The organism is Microbacterium sp. Be9, from assembly GCF_011754135.1.
In the GTDB taxonomy this organism is placed as follows: Bacteria; Actinomycetota; Actinomycetes; order Actinomycetales; family Microbacteriaceae; genus Microbacterium; species Microbacterium maritypicum_A.
Genome location: NZ_WNWT01000006.1, coordinates 1 through 17,659 on the forward strand (window position 1 = coordinate 1; position 17,659 = coordinate 17,659).

Consider the following 17,659-nt stretch of genomic DNA (forward strand, 5'->3'; position numbering starts at 1 on the left):
CACGAGCAACGCCGACACCAACACGGCGGAAATGCCGACCGCGCCGATGCGCGCGCGACGGCGAGACTTCAACGAGAACATGCAATACCTTTCAAGAAGTTCGGTCGTCTCATGACGTCCAACGCCTGTGTGCCCTCTTGTGAGCAAACAGTGCTTCAAGACGCAGGGCTTCCGCAGATCCGGGCTCGGGCGGGCGCAGTGACGGAGGCATCCTCTTTGCCGGCGCTCGCACTGTCCTCCCCTCCACGACCGCGAAGAAGTCGGGGTGCAACCAGCCGGGACGTCCCAGTCGCGCACGAATGTCCTTCGCCTCGCAAGGATGCTCGGTCCAACGATGGAGCGTGCCGCCTTCGAACTCCTCTAAAGTCCCACGCTCGTCCAGGTAAGGGCGCACCATCTCGCCGTATTCCGACCCGTACCACGTCATCCATTGCGGGTCAGCTGGTAGCCCTCCCCATCCCCCCTCGAAGTGCCCGACCCCTGCGTCTGCGTCCTGACGGTCGTTCAACTCTACGAAGCCGAAGAAGCTCTGAGACCGCCGCGCGAGGTCGACGAAGAAGTCGCGCGAGGCCGCGACAAGACTCGCCTTTTGCACTGATTCGAAGCTAACGGAGAGCTGAGCACTCTGGTAGCGCATCCGTCCATCGAGCGACCATCCGGCGATGCTTCCTTCCGAGATCGACTTGTTCGCAAAGTAGAGAGGCGTTGCGTCGCACTCCACTTCATACGTCTCGGTGAATTTCTCGTCCGGGTCCCGCGGGAAGCGACCCTGCATCGGCTCGTATGATCCGAAGCGAACAGGAACACCCAGCTCAAAAGAACGCCGAGCCGCCTGCAGGTACTCGCCGGCAAGGTCCGCACGTCCATCCCGGAGACGGAACCAGCTGAAGTGCATCCAGAGCTTTCGTGTGGAGGCCTCTCCCGCTGCAGACTGCGAAGCCACAGATGCAGGTGGCACCTCCGCCCTCTGGGGATCAACTACTGATCCTCCAAGTCGACGAGCAAGAACCTCGGCGAAAGACAGCGCGAGGGAAATGTCATCGGGACGGCCGCCATCCACGGAGACTGAGTACATCACGCCGGCCCCGGTCGAAGGTCCCAGCCCGGGGACGTCTTCGGCATCGAGGTCAAACGGTCCATCGACGGTGAAACACTGCTCGCGGGAAGACCAAAGCCCGGATCGCCTCTTGACCGTCGCTGTCACGACTCCTGAGGGTTGATCGAGTTCTGCTTTCAGGCCGTCGACCTGGGCGACCACCCCGGACAGCTCGTCCGGCGGAAGCGATTCCCGGCCGTAGATGTGAAGATCGTAGGACATTCGCGCTCAACCCCCTGGGCACACCAGCTTGTTGGTGGACAACTCCCCACCGACAACGATCGGGAGGTGCTTGACCATCACCTCGAATCCGAGGTCGGCTCGACACAGTGCTTTGATAAGGGGAGCAGTCAGATGAGTATCGGGCCTCGTCACCAGCACGAACTCTGACCTGTTCGTAGCGCCGGTGATCTTAAGTAGATCCTTGATCTGGGTGCTGTAGTGCTGCGTCGCGACGTTCTTCACCTCCATGATCATGGTTTCGTTCGCGTAGTCGGTGATTCGCGTTCGCGTGGTGCCATACAAAGCCTTGTCAAATACCTCTTTCGGGGACCCGATGACGATACCGGCGGCATACTCACCCAGCTGACCCTTTTCGTTCGCTGTTGCACCTGGCGGATTAGTCAACCGGTAGGCGTCGATGGGATCGCAACCGGGTCGAACCATGCACTCACCGGCGACTTCGTCGGTCTTGGTCTTGTTCTTCTTGAGGAGGCTGAACGCGTCGCCGACCTTATTGACGAAGCCCACAACCTTGTCGGCGAGCTTCATGATCAGCGGGATCGACTCGACGAGCTTGGCAAGCTTGCCCCAGGGCGCGAACCCGATAAGCGTCATGAAGCACGCACCGATGTCGCCCTTGGTGACGCAGTCCATGATGTCGGTCACACCGATGAGGTCGAGGAGAACCTTGCCGCCCTCCTGGATGATGAAGTTCAGCAGGGCATCAGGCTGTGTCAACGCGTGGGCGTCCTTCAGCCGCTGCACCTCTGCGTCTCCACCGAGCGCGTACGCGGCATCGATCTGCGCCTGGGTGAGCTCCCCTTCTTTGCCGGCAGGCGGCGGGTAGTTGTCGGCCCCATCTTCCGCGCGTTGCTTCGATGCCGCGATCTCGCGAGCCTCCGTCGCGGCCTTCACGGCAGCTTCCGCGTCCAGCCCTGCGTTCGTCGCCGACGTGGCCGCACGGCTCGCGGCATCGTTGGCCCGCGACGCCGCAGCGCTGGCTGACTGCGCCGACGACGTCGCCTGCGCGGCGAACCCGTTGGCCTTCTTCGCATCGGCGGTCGCGGCCGTCAGCGCCTGATGCGCTCGCTGCGACGACTGGCGCGCTTCGTTCTCCGAAGCAGTCGCCTGGTTGGCCGACGTGGCCGCCTGCGCAGCCCATCCCTGCGCCTCCTGCGCATACTTCCGGGCCAGGTCGGCGCTGGCCTGGGCCTCGGCCGCCGCCTGCCGCGCGGTCGCCGCCGCCTTCTCCGCGAGCGCAGCCGCCTCCCGCGCGGCCGCGGCCTGCTGGTCGGCCAGGTGCAACATGCTCTGCATCTGCGCCACGTGAGCCGCGGTGTCGTTGTCGCGCTTGGCAGCTTCGTACTGGCCCTGCTCGAGGAACCTCTTCAGCGCCGTCTGGGAACCTTCGAGCGCGATGTTCGCGGCCGCCTGCACCTCGGGGCCGCCCGACGTGCTGAGCGCGAAGGCTGCCGCCCGCTGGTCGACCTCGAGCGCGTCGTACTGTCCTTCCGCGATGAACTTGGCGAGGACCGCGGGGTCGTCGGCATCGAGCGCGAGGTTCGCCGCGCGCTGCATGGCCGGTCCCCCCTCGGTGGCGAGCACGAATGCGATCTGGCGGTTCTCGAGGTCGCGGATCTCAGGAAGCCGCTCGTTGAGGAACGCCGCGACGTACTCCTCGCCGTTCTCGAGGACGTCATAGGCCTCGTCCTGCAGCATCGTGTGGTCACCGTCATACAGCAGGGCCTTCGCCTCGTCCCACTGATCCTGCTCGAGCGCGACGCCGTACCCGTTCTTGAAGAACTCGACGACGGCCTCGTCATTGCCGACGACAGCCTGCTCGGCCGCAGCGGCAATCCACGGGGTTCCCGACGTGATCAGGGCGAGCATGGCCGAGCGCGCTTCTGGCAGCAGCTCCTGCAGGTTCGCATCCGGAGCGGTGATCTTCTTCAGGAACGCGCTGCTCTCCGCAACGGCGGCTGCGCCCTCCTTCTTGGCCTCGTCCTTGAGCTCCTTCTCCTCGGCTTCCTCTGCTGCGGCGATCTCCGCCTGCGCCAGCCCGAATTCCTCTTCTGCGGCCAGACGCTCCGCATCGGCCTTCCGCGCCAGGTCGAAGATGGTCTTCGCCAGCTCGACGTCCTTCGTCGCGGCCTCAGCAGCGGCCGCCGCCTTCGCCGAAGAAGCGGTCGCCCGAGCAGCAGCCCCCTGCGCAACACCGGCCTGGGCCGCGGCCGTGTCTGCCTCGATCGCCGCGGCGTTGGCGTTGTCGGCCGCACGCCCGGCCGCATCACGGGCCTGCTGAGCGACAGCCGAGGTCTCGGCGGCAAGGCGGTCCGTCCGCGCCGTGGCGGATGCCGCGCGGTTCTTGGCCGCGTTCGCCTTGGCCGCAGCAGCCCGCGCCTGCGCGGCAGCGGCCGATGACACTCCCGACGCCTGAGAGGCTTCCATCGCATATCCGGCCGCCTCGCCCGAGTAGCCGGCCGCGGCGCCCGCAGCCTGCGCAGCGCGGTTCGCCGCATTCGTCGCCGTCTCCGCCTCGGCCGCTGCACGCTTGGCCTTCGCCGCCTTGTCTGCGGCGTCGCGCGCCTTCTCCGCCTCTGCCCGTGCCGCAGCCGCCATGCCCTCCTGGCCCGCCGCATTCGCCGCCGCACCATCAGCGTTCGCCGCCGCCCGGTTGGCGCGCGCAGCCGCGGATGCGGCTGTTCCCGCCGCGCTCATCGACGCGTTCATCGCCTGGTGCGCTGCCGCAGCCGCCTGCACGGCGAGATCTGCCGCGTCGGCGGCTTGACGGGCGAGACCGGCTGCCCTGCTCGCGGCGGCGCTGGCCTGTTCGGCGTTGCCCTGCGCGGCGGCGGCCTGCTGGGCGGCGCGCTGCGTGGCCTCCTTCGCGAGCTTGGCCGCGAGGACCGCCTGCGCGGAGGCGTTGTCGGCGTTGCGACGCTCTTGCTGAGCGACCATATTCGCCGCGATCACCTGGTTCGTCAGCTGGGCGATGGTCGCCGCCTCGGCGTCGCGCGCCCCGGCGACGAACTGCCCGTAACGCAGGAAATCCGCCACGGCCTGTGCGTCTTCGGACCCGTCCGGGAGCGTCGCATCGAGCGCTGCCTCCGCGGCGGCGATCACACTCGGCGATCCCGTGGAGGCGAGCACGTAGGCCGCCGCGCGGTCGTCGATGATCTTCGCGTCGTACTGACCGATCAGCAGGAACTGCGACACCGCGCTCGAGTCATCCGAGTCCAGAGCCTTGTTCGCCTCGCGCTGGACCGTCGGCGTTCCGGTGTCCGCAAGCACATACGCCGCCGAGCGGTCGTCGACCTCCCAGGCGTCCTTCCACCCTTCTGTGACGAAGGCACGAAGCTGGTCCGGATTGTTCGCCGTCAGCACCGCCTCCGCCTGCTGACGGACGGCGCGCCCGCCCGCGAGGCTCAGTCGCAGCGCGATGAGGCGGTAGTCCTGTGCGATCGCCTCGTGCTGCCCCGTGGTGATGAAGCTCTCGATGCTCTGCCCGCCCTTGAGCAGCGCCTGCCTCGCCGCCTCCTGGACAGCCGGACCCCCATCGGTGAACTGCGTGACCACACCGGCGGCATCCGTCGACGGGGTGAAGAGACCCGCCGGCGCGGACACCTGCGTCCGCGCGGCCGATGCGGCGGTCGCCGCTGACGCTTCGAGCGGCTGGAAGAGACCGACCGCGACGACGGTCGTCATCAGCATGGCGGCGAACGCGAACGGGAGCCGCCGCGCCGGTGCGAAACGCAGGCGCCGACGGTGAGATCTGGTCTTCATCGCAGGACTCTTCTCCAGGGGGACACGATTGGGATCGGACCGCGTGAAGATCACGACTGCGATGGAGCCCCAGAACGAGTCACGGCGCGTGCGCGCACACGCACGTCGGAATGCACGCAGACCACGACCTCGAAACAGGACCGTCACGCTTCGACCGTGGGCTTGCGGCGGTACTCGCTCGGGACTCTATCCGTCAGCTGTGAGTCTTGTCTGTCCCCCGAATGGCCTACTTGACGCTGGACTTTTCCTGTGAAGTGCGGATTTCCGTGTTCATATGACGCCACAATCTCCACGGATAAGGAACGTAATCGAACGGAACTTTTTCTCCACTCGGGAGAGAAAGGTGAACCTGTCGGGAAGGTCTCGTGAATCACCCCTCATGGGCCACCGTCTCGGATCGTCCGAAATGCAACGGCGGATGTCGCTTCGACGGCTCGCCCGATGTCGGACGCCCCTGCCAGGATCGAAAGATGGCAGAAGCCGCATCCGGGGACCCCGGAATCCACACGCGAACCAGCGCGACCAACAGCACCGATGCGCCGAAGAAGCAGGGCGCGCTCGTGCTCGTCGCGGCGCTCGTCACCGTGGTGCTCTGGGCTTCGGCCTTCATCGGCATCCGCGGTGCAGGCCCGCACTACGACCCCGGCGCACTGGCCCTGCTGCGGATGGCCGTCGGCACCGTCGTGCTGACGATCATCGCCGTGCGCCACGGCATCCGCATGCCGGAGCGTCGGCACTGGCTGCTGATCGCGGTGTGGGGCGTCGGCTGGTTCTGCGTCTACAACCTCGCCCTCAACAGCGCCGAGCTCACGCTCGACGCCGGCACCGCGGCGATGGTCGTGAACCTCGCGCCCCTCATGGTCGTCGTCTTCAGCGGACTCTTCCTGCGCGAGGGGTTCCCGAAGCCGCTCGTGATCGGCGCACCCATCGCGTTCCTCGGCGTCGTGCTCATCGGCATGAACTCGTCCACCAGCGCCGGCCCCGACATCACGGGTCTGCTCCTCGCCCTCCTCGCCGCGGTCATGTACGCCGGGTGCACGCTCGTGCAGAAGCGCCTGCTCACCTCGGGCGTCGACCCGACCACCCTCACCTGGCTCGGAGCGGGTGTCGGCACCATCGCGCTGCTGCCCTGGATCGGCAACCTCATCGGCTCGCTCGAAACGGCACCTCTGGATGCGACACTGTGGGTCGTCTACCTCGGCGTCTTCCCCACCGCGATCGCCTTCACGACCTGGGCCTACGTGCTGCAGCGCAGCACCGCGGGACAGACCTCGGCGACCACCTACGTGGTGCCGGCGATCGCGATCCTGATGTCGTGGGCGATCCTCGGCGAGGTGCCGACGCCATTGATGTTCCTCGGCGGGGCACTGTGCCTGCTCGGCGTGCTCATCACCCGCCTGCGGTGGCGTCGCCGCACCTGAAGCCGTTCAGCGCCCGGTGATCACCCCGCGCGCGATCCCCAGCTCAGCGAGCCGGGAGGCGGCGAGCGTGCGCTTGAGTTCGAGCGACTCGCCGATCTCGGCCGCCAGGCGGGGTCGTGTGCGGATGAGGGCGTCGATCGTGTCGAGAGGCAGCACCACCACGGTGAGGATCTCGCCCGCGACGGTCACGGCCTGCGTCCGCTCGCGGGTGAGAGCGGTCTGCCCGATGAGATCGCCCTTCTCGGCGGCGGCGAACTCGACCCGCCCGCCTTCCACCTCGAGGGCGAGCGCCGCACGGCCCGACAAGACGACGCGCACTTCGTCGGGCACGACGCCGCTGGGCAGCACGATCTCGCCGACGCCGTAGCGCTCCAGCCGGGCCTGCGTGAGCACGGCCTCGATGTCATCGTCGCGCAGATGCAAGGTCGGTGCGATCTGGTGCATCGCCTCGACCAGGCGCTGCGGCTCGGCGAGCGGATCGGTGGAGTCGCCGTCGAGCGCGAATCCGCGACGCCGTGCCGCGTACCAGAGCCAGGAGAGGTACATCGAAAGGGCCCGGGACGCATCGGCCGGACCCGCCACCGGGATCGACACGGAGTACGCGCCCGCACCCGAGTAGTCGACGGTCGCTCGCTCGCGCTGCAGTCGCATCGGAAGCGAGTCGGCCACCTCGACGAGGAGCGCGATCACCTCGTGCGGAGGATCGTCGGTCGAGAACTTCACGTCCGTCGCGGCGTAGTACGGCCCCTCGGGCTCGCTCATGTTCGTGAACGAGGCGCCGGAGAGCGACGAGTTCGGCACGATCTGGATGCCGGAGCCGGTGTCGATGTGCACCGCGCGCCAATTCACCTCGACGACCCGGCCCTTCACGCCGGCGGCATCGAGCCAGTCGCCGATCTTGAACGGCTGCTCGAACAGTAGCAGCAGACCGGAGATCACCCCGCCCACCGCGTTCTGCAGGGCGAGACCGATCACGATCGATCCGACACCGAGCGCAGTGAACAGTCCACCGACGTCGGCATCCCACACCCACGAGAACAGCAGCGCGAGCCCGACGCCCACCAGGACCAGCCGCCCGATCTCCACGAAGATCGACGGGATGCGCTCCCGCCACGACCCGGGCTTCGCATTGGCGAACAGCGCGACGTTGAACGCCGACAGCACGAGCAGGATGATGAGGAACCCGAACACGGTCGCCACGACGCGGGTCCACACCTGGTCGGCGGGGGACTGGATCGCGAACACCAGCAGCGCGAACAAGGCTCCGACCGGGATGACCCAGTTCCGCAGCATGCGCAACGGCTTCGCGACGGGGTTGTTCCGCCGGGTCAGCGTGCCGATGAGCTCGGTGAGCACGACGAGGACGACGGGCACGCCGACCGCGAGGCCGATGATCCACCAGCCCCAGCCACCCGTGAACACGTCGCCCATGCTCAGACCACCTTCCACACGGTCTCGGTCCGGCCCTGGGTCTCCACCGTGCCCGCCTCGACGTAGCTCACGATCTCCTGCGTGCGGTCGCGCACGGTCTGGCTCACGTAGATACCGGGCTCACCCGTGACCGAACGCACCCGGTAGGCGAGACTCACGGCATCGCCCCAGAGGTCGTACGCCAGGCTCGTCCGGGCCACCAGACCACTCGTGACGGTGCCGGTGTCGACGCCCGCCCGCAGCGAGATCTGGGTGCCGTTCTGCGCGTTGAACCGTTCCAGCACGCCCAGCAGACTCCGCGCGAATTCGACGGTGCGGCGGATGTTGTCGACCCGCGGGACGATCAGACCCGACGAGGCCAGGTAACCGCCGCGCAGGGTGCGCACCTTCTCGACGCCCGCCTTCTCGGCTGCCTCGTCGAACCCGCGCATCAGCGTGTTCAGCAGGCCGATCTCCTCCTCCGCACTCATGCCGCGGGCGAGGTCGTCGAATCCGACGAGTTCGGCGAACACGACCGAGACGTTCTCATGGGCCTCGGTGATCGCCTCCTCACCCTGCTTGTACTTCGTCGCGACGCTCTCGGGCATGAGGGTGTGCAGCAGCTTCTCGTTCTCCTTCTGCTGCTCCTCGATCAGGTCCTGCTTGATCCGCAGACTCGAGGCCATGTCGTTGAAGGCACTGCCGAGGTCGCCGAACTCGTCGCGTGAGCCCTGCGGCACCTGCACGTCGAGATCGCCCTCCGCCACCCGGTGCACAGCTCCGACGAGACGGTGGATAGGACGGGTGAACACCTGCGCGAGCAGAAGCGAGAGCAACGAGACACCGAGCAGGATGCCGAGCAGCGACAGCAGCACGTTGCGGGTGAAAACGTTGACCGGCTCGAATGCCTCTGCAGTGTCGATGCGGGCGATCACGACCCAGTCGAGGCCTTCGATGTCGAGCGGCGCGTAGGCGGTGACGCTCTCGCCGCCGATGAAGTCGCGTCCGACGACCGTTCCACTCCTGCCGGCCTGCGCTTCCTGCACCGCCTTGGTGTCGACCGGCTGCAGCAGCACGGTGCCCTTGATCGCGGCGATGCGGTCGATGATCGTCGGCGCCATGCCCCCGCTGATGAGGCGCTCCACGTAGTCGTCCGGATCTTCCACGAGTCGGCGCGCGGTGCTGCGCATGAGGTCGTCGCGTCCGACGAGATAGACCTCGCCGGTGTCGCCGAGCCCCTGCGCCTTCCACCCCTCGTGCCCCGTCATCACGTCGTTGATCGTGTCGATCGAGATCTGGAACGCCATCGCGCCGGTGACTCCTCGGTCGTTGCCCACGGGTGAGACGACCCACATCGAGGGAACGTTCAACGATGGGATCCATCGGTCGAAGTCGGTGAGCACGACGGTGTTGACGGAGTTGGTCGCGATCGCCTCCGCGTACGCCTTCGACAATGCCGAGTCGCGATAGGGGCCGGTCAGAAGGTTCGTGCCGAGCTCGACCCCCTTGTACGCGGAGTAAGTGACATCACCGTCGAGGTTGAGCAGAAGCGCGTCTTCGTAGCCCGCCTCTTGGACGAGCCGGGTGAAGTAGTCGCCGTAACGTTCGGTCGCAGCCGAATAGCTCGTGCCGTCACCGCTGTCGTTGAGCTCCAGCTGCGCGTCGTAATCGGCGTCGAAGTCCTTGTTGCCGAGGGCGTACTGCAGCTGCACATACTGCCCGGCCGCGGGGTCGGGGATGAAGGCGGTGTCGCCGTACTCCTCACCCGAGCGCGCCTCGAGCTCGGGGATGAAGACATCCTTGTAGTACGCCTCGACCTCGCCGCGCTGGCTCTCGTCGAGCTCCACATCGACGAGGTCGGCGAATCCCGCATTCACCGCCGTCGACATCGACTGCGCACTGAGGTTGCGGCTGTTGAGCGAGGCGTCGCGCCGCACGCTCTCCATGTAGGTCGTGATCTCGGCCGCTCGCATCGACCGGATGGTGATGAGCTGATCGACCGCCGAGTCGTGCAGGGACTGCCGCCCGTTCACGAAGCCGATCGCGCCGACGATCACCGACGAGACCAGGCTCACCCCGAGCAGCATGATGAGGAGTTTGGATTGGATGCTGAGACCCGCACGCGAGAATCGCCGCTTCTTGGTTCCGCCCGTGCCGCCCGCTCCGACCGTGTTACCGCCGTCTCCGCTGTCGCTCATCTGCCCCTCCGCCATGCGCGTGCTGCGTGAACGGTCCGACGATATCGATATATCGGTGCCGCGGTCTACGGAAATCTGCCACTACAGTTGCGACCGGAGGCGAACATGACGATCTGGTGGCCCTACGTGCGCATCGCCGCAGCCGTGCTCTCCGCGGCAGCGATCATCGCGCAGCTCATCCGCACCCTCGAGATCGCCGCTGCGGCCACGACCGAGTGGGGCGCGCATCTGCCGACCGTCATCTCGAACTTCTTCAGCTTCTTCACGATCGAGTCGAACGTCCTCGCCGTGGTCGCGTTGGCGTGTGGCGGGTTCTGGGCGCTCGCCCATCGCGACACGACGGCGGAACCGCGGTGGCTCGCGATCCTGCTGATGTGCGCCAGCACCTACATGATCGTCACCGGCGTGGTCTACAACCTGCTGCTTCGCGGCATCGAGCTGCCCCAGGGCTCGACGGTCGGCTGGTCGAACGAGGTGCTCCACGTGGTGGTGCCGATCATCATGCTGGCCGATGTGCTGTTCGCCCCGAGACGGCGGGCTCTCGGCTGGAGCGCCGTGGGCATCGCCGCCATCTTCCCGATCGTCTGGGTGATCTACACGCTGATCCGAGCGAACCTCGTGATCGCGCCGGCATCGGGTGAGCCGTCATGGTATCCGTACCCGTTCCTCAACCCTGCCCAGCCCGGCGGCTATGGAGGCGTCGCCCTCTACGTGCTACTGATCGCCGCGATCATCATCGGCGCCGCCGCCCTCGTCGTGTGGGTGGGCCGTCGCCGGGCGGTCGTCTCGGATTCGACCGCCGACGCCACCATCGCCGCAGCCTGACGCCCAGCCTGACCCCGCAGCTGCTTCCGCCCACTCCTGCTCACGCATGGACGCCCCGCGACGGGCGGAGTTCTCGCCGTCGGGCGGAGATCTCGAGACGAAAGCTCCGCCCGACAGGGAGAATCCCGCCCGGGACGGGGGTGCTCCGCCCGACAGGGAGAATCCCGCCCGGGACGGGGGTGGTCAGCCCGAGGTCTACTCCCCGGCGTACGCGACGAGCGTGGCTCGCGCGATCGTGTGCGGGCCCGCCGTAAAGCCGAGGAGCGCCGGGGATGCACCGGAGTCCAGATCGAGCCGCGCCACATCCAGCGCGGTCACGGTGATGTGGTACCGGTGCACGCCCGATCCGGCAGGCGGAGCGGCGCCGATGTAGCGCGCGAGCCCGGCGTCGTTCGGGAAAGCCACGGCACCGGCGGGAAGCAGCTCCCGGCTCTCGGAGCCAGCGTCCTCGACGAGGTGGGTCGTGGTCGCGGGGATATTGCCGACGGCCCAATGCCAGAATCCCGATCCGGTGGGAGCGTCCGGATCGAAGACCGTGACGATGAAGCTCCGGGTGTCGTCGGGAAACCCCGACCAGGTGAGTTCGGGAGAGATGTCGCGTCCGCCCGGGACGCCGAAGACTCCGGAGTACTGCGCCTCGGCGAAGGGCGTTCCGTCAGCGACGGTGGAGCTGCGGAGCTCGAAGCTCGGCACCTCGGGAAGCGCGTAGTACGGGTCGTTCGTTGCCTGTGTCTGATCTGTCATGCGAGGACGGTATCGACGAGCACCTGGTTTCCCGCAAGGGGTGCAAGTCACCTCCGGGTAACCACCCCACTCTCGGAATCTCAGAGATCGGGGAAGCGCTGGATGTTCGACTCGACCCAATCACGGAGGCTCTGCAGGGGCTTCGCCGCGTCGGCGCCGAGGGCGGTGAGCGAGTACTCGACGCGAGCCGGCACCTCGGCGAAGATCTCGCGGGCGACGAGGTCGCGGTCTTCGAGTCGCCGAAGGCACGACGTGAGCACCTTCGGGCTGATGCCCTCGAGCTTGCGCTTGAGCTCACCGAACCGCATCGGGCCGCCCTCGAGTGCGCCGAGGATGAGCGCGCTCCATTTGTCGGCGAGCAGATCGAGGATGCCCCGGCACGGGCACTGGGCGTCGTAGACATCATGGGGTCTGCCGGCGGCGCAGGTGCTGAGGAAAGTCATCCGTTCATGGTATCCGAAAGTTACCAGCGGTCCTTGCGGGTAACTGCTCCCCTTCGAGTAGTAATGATCTCGCGGCAGCATGCCGTGCTCGATCCCACGAAAGAAAGACCACATCATGTCTTCACCCCTGCCCGACCCTCTGTACAGCCTCGCCATCCTGCGCGCCCTCCCCGGTCGCCGAGACGCACTGCTCACCGCCCTGCAGCGCCTGATCGAGCCGACCCGCGCGGAGCCCGGCAACCAGGATTACGTGCTGTTCGAATCGCGCAGCGAGCCAGGAACGTTCTACATGCGCGAGGCGTTCGACGACCAGGCTGCGCTCGACACCCACTTCGCCACACCGCACTTCCAGGCATTCGCGCAGGGAGTGGATGCGCTGCTGGCCTCACCGCTCGAGTTGCTGTTCCTCGACCGGCGGTCGGCGTAGCGGCCCACGCTGCCGGAACACGCTCCGACGCCCGTACCTGAGAACCGGCGCAATCATCCGCTGGACGTACGACGTGGGTACTCCAGTCCGATGACCGCCGACAGACCCCGTCATAGCGTGGATGTCATGTCAACAACTGCTTCTGCACCCGCCCCTTCCACCACCGCGCCGTCCGTCGCTGCGACGTCGACCGCCAAAGGCACCGCCAGTCTCGTTCTCGGGATCTGCTCCGTGTTCGCCGGCTGGACGTTCTTCGCGCCCGCCATCGGACTCATCCTCGGGATCGTCTCGCTGCGAGGCGAGCCGCGCGCACGCACGCAGGCGGGATGGGGGATCGCCCTCAACGCGATCGCCATGAGCATCTGGATCATCGTGACGATCCTCGCCCTCACGTTCGGATGGATCGCGGCGACCTCGTCCATGTTCGGCCAGTGACGGCGCTCAGCTCTCCTCCTCGGTGCGGCGGCTACCCTGGCTGGGGGGAGAAGCGCCGCGCTCCCCAGGAGGAGAGAGCATGCACGACCTGAACGCCGCATCCCCGCAGTCGGTGGCACCTCCGCCTCCGCCCGCTCCCGCGCAGGCCCCTGCCCCCGCAGCCTCACCCGCCACGGCGAACGGCGCACCCATCGACGCCGAGATGGCCAGAGCGTCCGAGGTGCTGCGGGTCATCTCCGCCTCCTACTCCGCCAAGATGGTCGGTCAGGACCGGCTGCGCACGAGCCTGCTCATCTCGCTCATCGCCGGCGGCCACATTCTGCTCGAGAGCGTGCCGGGACTGGCGAAGACCACCGCGGCCAGCACCCTCGCCGACACCGTGAAGGCGCAGTTCAAGCGCATCCAGTGCACGCCCGACCTGCTGCCGAGCGACATCACGGGCAACCAGATCTACGACGCGGCGACGGGATCGTTCCGGACGGTGCTCGGCCCGGTGCACGCGAACTTCGTGCTGCTCGACGAGATCAACCGCTCCAGCGCCAAGACCCAGAGCGCCATGCTCGAGGCGATGCAGGAGCATCAGACCACGATCGGCGGGGAGATCCACCACCTGCCGAAGCCGTTCCTCGTGATCGCGACGCAGAACCCCATCGAGCAGGAGGGCACGTACGAGCTGCCCGAGGCGCAGATGGACCGCTTCCTGCTCAAAGAGATCGTCGAATACCCGAGCCCGGCCGAAGAGCTCGAGGTGCTCAGCCGCATCGATTCGGGTGTGCTCGACCCCGACCGGCACGTCGCCAGCGCCGTCAGCCTCGACGACGTGCATCTGCTGCAGGACGTCGCGAGCCGCATCTACGTCGACCCCGCGATCCGCAACTACATCGTGTCGATCGCCTACGTCACCCGCAACCCGGCGCCGTACATCGGCGAAGAACGCGCCCGCTTCATCAAGTACGGCGCGAGTCCGCGTGCGAGCATCGCGTTCCTCCAGGCTTCTAGAGCGCTGGCTCTGCTCAAGGGACGCACGCACGTGCTGCCCGAAGACATCCGCGAGCTCCGGCACCTCGTGCTGCGCCACCGGGTGCTGCTGACGTTCGAGGCCGACGCCGAAGGAATCCGCAGCGAGGAGATCATCGACCAGATCTTCGCGTCGGTCCCCACACCCTGACATCTCCATGGCCAGCCTGATCACGCAGGTGAAGAGCAAGCTCTTCATCCACTCGACGCGCAAGTCGTTGCACGCGCTCGACGGCGCCTACGCGTCGCTGCTGCGCGGGCGGAGCCTCGACTTCGAAGACCTGCGCAAGTACGAGTACGGCGATCAGGTGCGCGACATCGACTGGCGGGCGACCGCCCGGCTGGGAACGCCCCTGGTGAAGCGCTCGCGCGCGACCCGCATGCACACCGTGCTGTTCGTGGTCGACACCGGGCGCTCGATGTCAGCACTCGCCGCAGACGAGCAGTCGAAGAAGCACCTGGCGATCCTGGCGACCGGAGTGCTCGGTGTGCTGACGCTGCGCCACGGCGACGACTTCACCACGGTGTACGGCGATGCCGCCAAGGTGCGCCGCCTCGCGCCGGGCCGCAGCGAAGGGGCGCTCGAGCACGCGCTGCGCACGATCGATCGGGCCGTCGACCAGAGCGACGCACCGAGCGACCGTGATGGCCTGCTGTCGTTCGTCACCCGCACGATCGCGCGTCGCATGATCGTGGTCGTGATCACCGACGAGGCCCCCGTCACCGGCGAGACCGAACGGATGCTGCGGCGACTGCGCGTGCAGCACGACGTGCTCTGGCTCACGCTGCGCGACGCCGAGCCCGTGCTGGACCACGCCACCGGACACATCCGCAGTGACGTCGACAGTCGCTGGCAGGTGCCGGGATTCGTGCAGGGCGACCGCGAGATCGTGCAGGAGCTGACCGCGCAACGCGAGGCCGACGCCGCACACCTCGCCGAGCTGCTCACCCGGATGGAGATCAGCCACTCCACGCTGGACGGGCAGGACGATGCCGTCGCTCAGCTGCTGACGCTGCTGAATCGGAGGTCGAATGCCCGGCTCTGACGACCTCTATCCGCCGGCGCAGTACGGCTGGGGATGGATGCTGCTCGCAATCGGCATCCTGGCTCTACTGGTGCTGGGGGCGTGGTTGCTGATCGTCCTCACCCGACCGCGGCGCACCCTGGCGGTCGCCGACCCGAACGCCGGGCAGGCGCCGCTGGTCATCGACGTGCTCTCGCAGCTGCGCACCGAGTACCTGGCGCGCATCCAGCAGATCGAGACCGAGTACGTCGAACGCCGCATGTCCGCCCGGCAGGCGAATCTCGAGCTGAGCCGCACCGTGCGCACCTTCGTGAACGAGTACAGCGGCCTGGAGGCACCGGTGCTCGCGCTCGACGATCTCGTGGCCCGCGGAGTGCATCCCGCCCTCATCGATGCGCTCGGCAGGCACTACTACCCGAGCATCTTCCGCCAGGGACCGGTGATCGATCCTGTGGCCGGCGCCGAAGCCGCCAGGACGGTGGTGCGCACGTGGCACTAGCGAACGTCTGGATGCTCGCGGCCGCGGTCGCGGTCGTGGTGCTCGCGATCACGATCGGTCTCGTCGTCGGCCTCCGGCGGGGCGGCCCGAGCCGAGGCATCGACGCAGCGCGCGTCGCCCGTGCCGAGCGCGTGCGCGCGCTGCCCTCCTTCCGCCGCGCACTGACGCGGAGAGCACTCGCGCTGTCCGGCATCCTCGCCCTCGGCGCGACCGCCGCCATCGTCGCGGGCGTGGTGGCTGCGCGGCCGATGTCGGCGCAGACGATCCAGCCCGTCAACACCAGCCGAGACATCATGCTGTGCCTCGACGTCTCCGGTTCCATGACCGAGGTCGACGTGGAGGTGCTGAACGTCTTCGACGAGCTTCTGGACAGCTTCGAGGGCGAACGCATCGGGCTGACGATCTTCAACAGCTCGCCCGTGCAGATCTTCCCCCTGACCGACGACTACGACTTCGTGCGCGAGCACATCGAGAGCATGACGCAGAGCTTCGACTATGTCGATCAGGTCCCGGAGCACTGGGTCGGCACCCTCAATGGAGACGGCGCCTCCCTGATCGGCGACGGTCTCGCCGCCTGCACGATGGGTTTCGACAACCCGGACGCCGAGCGCTCACGCTCCGTCATCTTCGCCACCGACAACGAGGTCAACGGCGCCTCGATCGTCACGCTCGACGAGGCCGCCGCCTACGCCGCCTCGAAGGACGTGCGAGTCTTCGCGCTGAACCCGGTCCAGGGCAAGGATGCCGACGTCAGCGCCGAGCTGAGCGCTGCGGCCGAGGCGACGGGCGGCGCCGCATTCGGCCTGCGCGACACGACCACCGTCTCCGACATCGTCACCCAGGTGCAGGAACAGGAGGCGACCGAGTTGCGCGGGGAGGCGCAGGTGGTCTGGACCGACACCCCGAACCTGTGGATCGTGCTGCTCTCGATCTGCCTGCTCGGCTTCGTCGTGGTGCTGTGGAGGGTGCGACTGTGATCCTCCAACCCGTGCTCAACCCGCTGCTCGTCGCTCTGCTGTGCGCCCCCGTCGCCGTCGCCGCCGTCTGGGTGCTGGTGCGTCCGCCGAAGTCCGCCGGGGTGCCGGTCACCGATCGTCGCGCGCTGGCCGGGCATCGTGCCCTGTGGGCCATGCGGCTGCTTCTGGTGCTCGCCTGCTTCGCGATGCTCATGCGCCCGGGCATCCCCGGGGGAGCGACCCAGACCCTCGCGACGGATACCGACATCGTGCTCGTGGTCGACACGACGGCGAGCATCGTGGCTGAGGACTGGGATGACGGCGAACCGCGGCTCGACGGCATCCGTGCAGACGTGCGCGCTCTGGTGGAGGAGTATCCGGGAGCGCGCTTCGCCCTCATCACCTCGGATGCCGCGGCCGAGCTGAGGATGCCGCTGACCACGGACACCACGGCACTCCTGGGTTCACTCGGGGTGCTGCGCCCCGAGGTCACCAGCCAGTCACGCGGCAGCTCGATCGGCATCGCCGCCCCCCTGCTGTCGGAAACGCTCGCCTCGGCAGCCGAATCGTCTCCCGACCGCTCGCGCATGGTGTTCTATTTCGGCGACGGGGAGCAGACGGTCGACACCGCGCCGGAGTCGTTCAGCGCGAGCGAGAAGTACACCGATTCGGGAGCCGTGTTCGGCTACGGCACCGCCGAGGGCGGGCCGATGCGCATCACCACGGGCGGCGTCTCGGATCAGGGCGGCGGCTACATCCAGTACCAGGGCGCCGACGCTCTCTCGGTGATCGACGAGTCGAACCTCGAGACGATCGCCGACCAGCTCGGGGTCACGTACGCGACTCGGACGGCGGATGCCGCCCCCTCCCTTCCCGAGGCCCCGTCGACCACCACCGACTACGCCGATTCGGGCGAGGTCGGCAACGTCATCGAGCTCTACTGGATCGCAGCGCTCGTCGCCCTGGCCATCCTCGGCGTCGAGCTCACGCGTGCCGCCCTGCTGATCGCGCGACTTCGGCAGCTGCGCGCGCCACGACAGCGCGTCCGCTCACGCACCCAGATCTAACACTCAGGCTTCGTCGATATCAGCTGCTAATGTTTTACCGGTCGAGGACTGTCTTGGTCCCGGCAGGGTTCGCAGATGCATGACGATCGCG

The 17,659-nt window shown here is 67.5% G+C and carries 15 protein-coding genes; 9 read left to right on the plus strand and 6 right to left on the minus strand.

Features of this window, described 5'->3' with window-relative positions:
• Positions 1-109: 109 nt before the first annotated feature.
• Positions 110-1,318, minus strand: a complete 1,209-nt coding sequence (locus tag GLO27_RS10855; RefSeq protein WP_167254879.1) for a hypothetical protein — start codon at positions 1,316-1,318, stop codon at positions 110-112.
• Between the two features lie 6 nt (positions 1,319-1,324).
• Positions 1,325-5,101, minus strand: a complete 3,777-nt coding sequence (locus GLO27_RS10860; protein WP_167254881.1) for a putative toxin — start codon at positions 5,099-5,101, stop codon at positions 1,325-1,327.
• Between the two features lie 470 nt (positions 5,102-5,571).
• Between GLO27_RS10860 and GLO27_RS10865 the strand changes: the two genes are divergently transcribed.
• Positions 5,572-6,522 carry a DMT family transporter gene (locus GLO27_RS10865; protein ID WP_167254883.1) on the plus strand — a complete coding sequence of 317 codons (951 nt, stop codon included), beginning with the start codon at positions 5,572-5,574 and terminating at the stop codon, positions 6,520-6,522.
• Positions 6,523-6,528: 6 nt separating this feature from the next.
• On the opposite strand, the gene GLO27_RS10870 is transcribed toward GLO27_RS10865, so the two are convergent.
• Both GLO27_RS10870 and GLO27_RS10875 read right to left on the minus strand, forming a co-directional pair.
• Positions 6,529-7,953 carry a mechanosensitive ion channel family protein gene (locus tag GLO27_RS10870; protein ID WP_167254885.1) on the minus strand — a complete coding sequence of 475 codons (1,425 nt, stop codon included), beginning with the start codon at positions 7,951-7,953 and terminating at the stop codon, positions 6,529-6,531.
• A gap of 2 nt (positions 7,954-7,955) precedes the next feature.
• Positions 7,956-10,130, minus strand: coding sequence for an adenylate/guanylate cyclase domain-containing protein (locus tag GLO27_RS10875; protein WP_167254887.1), 2,175 nt, complete (start codon positions 10,128-10,130; stop codon positions 7,956-7,958).
• Positions 10,131-10,235: 105 nt separating this feature from the next.
• Here GLO27_RS10875 and GLO27_RS10880 point away from each other — a divergent pair, with 105 nt between their 5' ends.
• Positions 10,236-10,955 (plus strand): Pr6Pr family membrane protein, encoded by a 720-nt coding sequence (locus GLO27_RS10880; RefSeq protein ID WP_167254889.1) that lies wholly within the window; start codon positions 10,236-10,238, stop codon positions 10,953-10,955.
• Positions 10,956-11,150: 195 nt separating this feature from the next.
• Here the strand turns inward: GLO27_RS10880 and GLO27_RS10885 are convergent, their stop codons facing one another.
• Together GLO27_RS10885 and GLO27_RS10890 are read right to left on the minus strand one after the other, a co-directional pair.
• Entirely contained in the window at positions 11,151-11,699 is a 549-nt protein-coding gene (locus GLO27_RS10885) for a YbhB/YbcL family Raf kinase inhibitor-like protein (protein ID WP_136024318.1), read from the minus strand.
• 80 nt (positions 11,700-11,779) lie between these two features.
• Positions 11,780-12,142, minus strand: coding sequence for a helix-turn-helix domain-containing protein (locus GLO27_RS10890; RefSeq protein WP_167254891.1), 363 nt, complete (start codon positions 12,140-12,142; stop codon positions 11,780-11,782).
• Positions 12,143-12,257: 115 nt separating this feature from the next.
• On the opposite strand from GLO27_RS10890, the gene GLO27_RS10895 reads away from it, so the two are divergent.
• The 7 genes from GLO27_RS10895 to GLO27_RS10925 all read left to right on the plus strand — a co-directional run bounded on the left by GLO27_RS10895 (position 12,258) and on the right by GLO27_RS10925 (position 17,568).
• Positions 12,258-12,569: a putative quinol monooxygenase gene (locus GLO27_RS10895; protein ID WP_029268225.1), complete on the plus strand. Its 312-nt coding sequence runs from the start codon at positions 12,258-12,260 to the stop codon at positions 12,567-12,569.
• Positions 12,570-12,695: 126 nt separating this feature from the next.
• Entirely contained in the window at positions 12,696-13,004 is a 309-nt protein-coding gene (locus GLO27_RS10900; protein ID WP_036272007.1) for a DUF4190 domain-containing protein, read from the plus strand.
• Positions 13,005-13,206: 202 nt separating this feature from the next.
• On the plus strand, positions 13,207-14,172 hold the full coding sequence (locus GLO27_RS10905) for a MoxR family ATPase (protein ID WP_046398963.1): 966 nt from the start codon (positions 13,207-13,209) through the stop codon (positions 14,170-14,172).
• A gap of 7 nt (positions 14,173-14,179) precedes the next feature.
• Complete coding sequence (locus GLO27_RS10910; RefSeq protein ID WP_021200100.1) at positions 14,180-15,067, plus strand: DUF58 domain-containing protein; 888 nt, start codon at positions 14,180-14,182, stop codon at positions 15,065-15,067.
• Positions 15,054-15,545: a hypothetical protein gene (locus tag GLO27_RS10915; protein WP_021200099.1), complete on the plus strand. Its 492-nt coding sequence runs from the start codon at positions 15,054-15,056 to the stop codon at positions 15,543-15,545. The genes GLO27_RS10910 and GLO27_RS10915 overlap by 14 nt, the downstream gene beginning before the upstream one ends.
• On the plus strand, positions 15,536-16,522 hold the full coding sequence (locus GLO27_RS10920) for a VWA domain-containing protein (protein ID WP_231479933.1): 987 nt from the start codon (positions 15,536-15,538) through the stop codon (positions 16,520-16,522). The genes GLO27_RS10915 and GLO27_RS10920 overlap by 10 nt, the downstream gene beginning before the upstream one ends.
• Positions 16,519-17,568, plus strand: a complete 1,050-nt coding sequence (locus GLO27_RS10925) for a VWA domain-containing protein (protein WP_167254899.1) — start codon at positions 16,519-16,521, stop codon at positions 17,566-17,568. Before GLO27_RS10920 ends, GLO27_RS10925 begins: the two co-directional genes overlap by 4 nt.
• The last annotated feature ends 91 nt before the right edge of the window (positions 17,569-17,659 follow it).

Excerpts from the sequence above, each read along its gene's own strand:
- GLO27_RS10900 (WP_036272007.1), top strand. The coding sequence starts at position 12,696 with ATGTCAACAACTGCTTCTGCACCCGCCCCTTCCACCACCGCGCCGTCC.
- GLO27_RS10865 (WP_167254883.1), top strand. The coding sequence starts at position 5,572 with ATGGCAGAAGCCGCATCCGGGGACCCCGGAATCCACACGCGAACCAGC.
- GLO27_RS10870 (WP_167254885.1), bottom strand. The coding sequence starts at position 7,953 with ATGGGCGACGTGTTCACGGGTGGCTGGGGCTGGTGGATCATCGGCCTC.
- GLO27_RS10885 (WP_136024318.1), bottom strand. The coding sequence starts at position 11,699 with ATGACAGATCAGACACAGGCAACGAACGACCCGTACTACGCGCTTCCC.
- GLO27_RS10910 (WP_021200100.1), top strand. The coding sequence starts at position 14,180 with ATGGCCAGCCTGATCACGCAGGTGAAGAGCAAGCTCTTCATCCACTCG.
- GLO27_RS10855 (WP_167254879.1), bottom strand. The coding sequence starts at position 1,318 with ATGTCCTACGATCTTCACATCTACGGCCGGGAATCGCTTCCGCCGGAC.
- GLO27_RS10905 (WP_046398963.1), top strand. The coding sequence starts at position 13,207 with ATGGCCAGAGCGTCCGAGGTGCTGCGGGTCATCTCCGCCTCCTACTCC.
- GLO27_RS10895 (WP_029268225.1), top strand. The coding sequence starts at position 12,258 with ATGTCTTCACCCCTGCCCGACCCTCTGTACAGCCTCGCCATCCTGCGC.
- GLO27_RS10915 (WP_021200099.1), top strand. The coding sequence starts at position 15,054 with ATGCCCGGCTCTGACGACCTCTATCCGCCGGCGCAGTACGGCTGGGGA.
- GLO27_RS10880 (WP_167254889.1), top strand. The coding sequence starts at position 10,236 with ATGACGATCTGGTGGCCCTACGTGCGCATCGCCGCAGCCGTGCTCTCC.
- GLO27_RS10860 (WP_167254881.1), bottom strand. The coding sequence starts at position 5,101 with ATGAAGACCAGATCTCACCGTCGGCGCCTGCGTTTCGCACCGGCGCGG.
- GLO27_RS10890 (WP_167254891.1), bottom strand. The coding sequence starts at position 12,142 with ATGACTTTCCTCAGCACCTGCGCCGCCGGCAGACCCCATGATGTCTAC.
- GLO27_RS10875 (WP_167254887.1), bottom strand. The coding sequence starts at position 10,130 with ATGAGCGACAGCGGAGACGGCGGTAACACGGTCGGAGCGGGCGGCACG.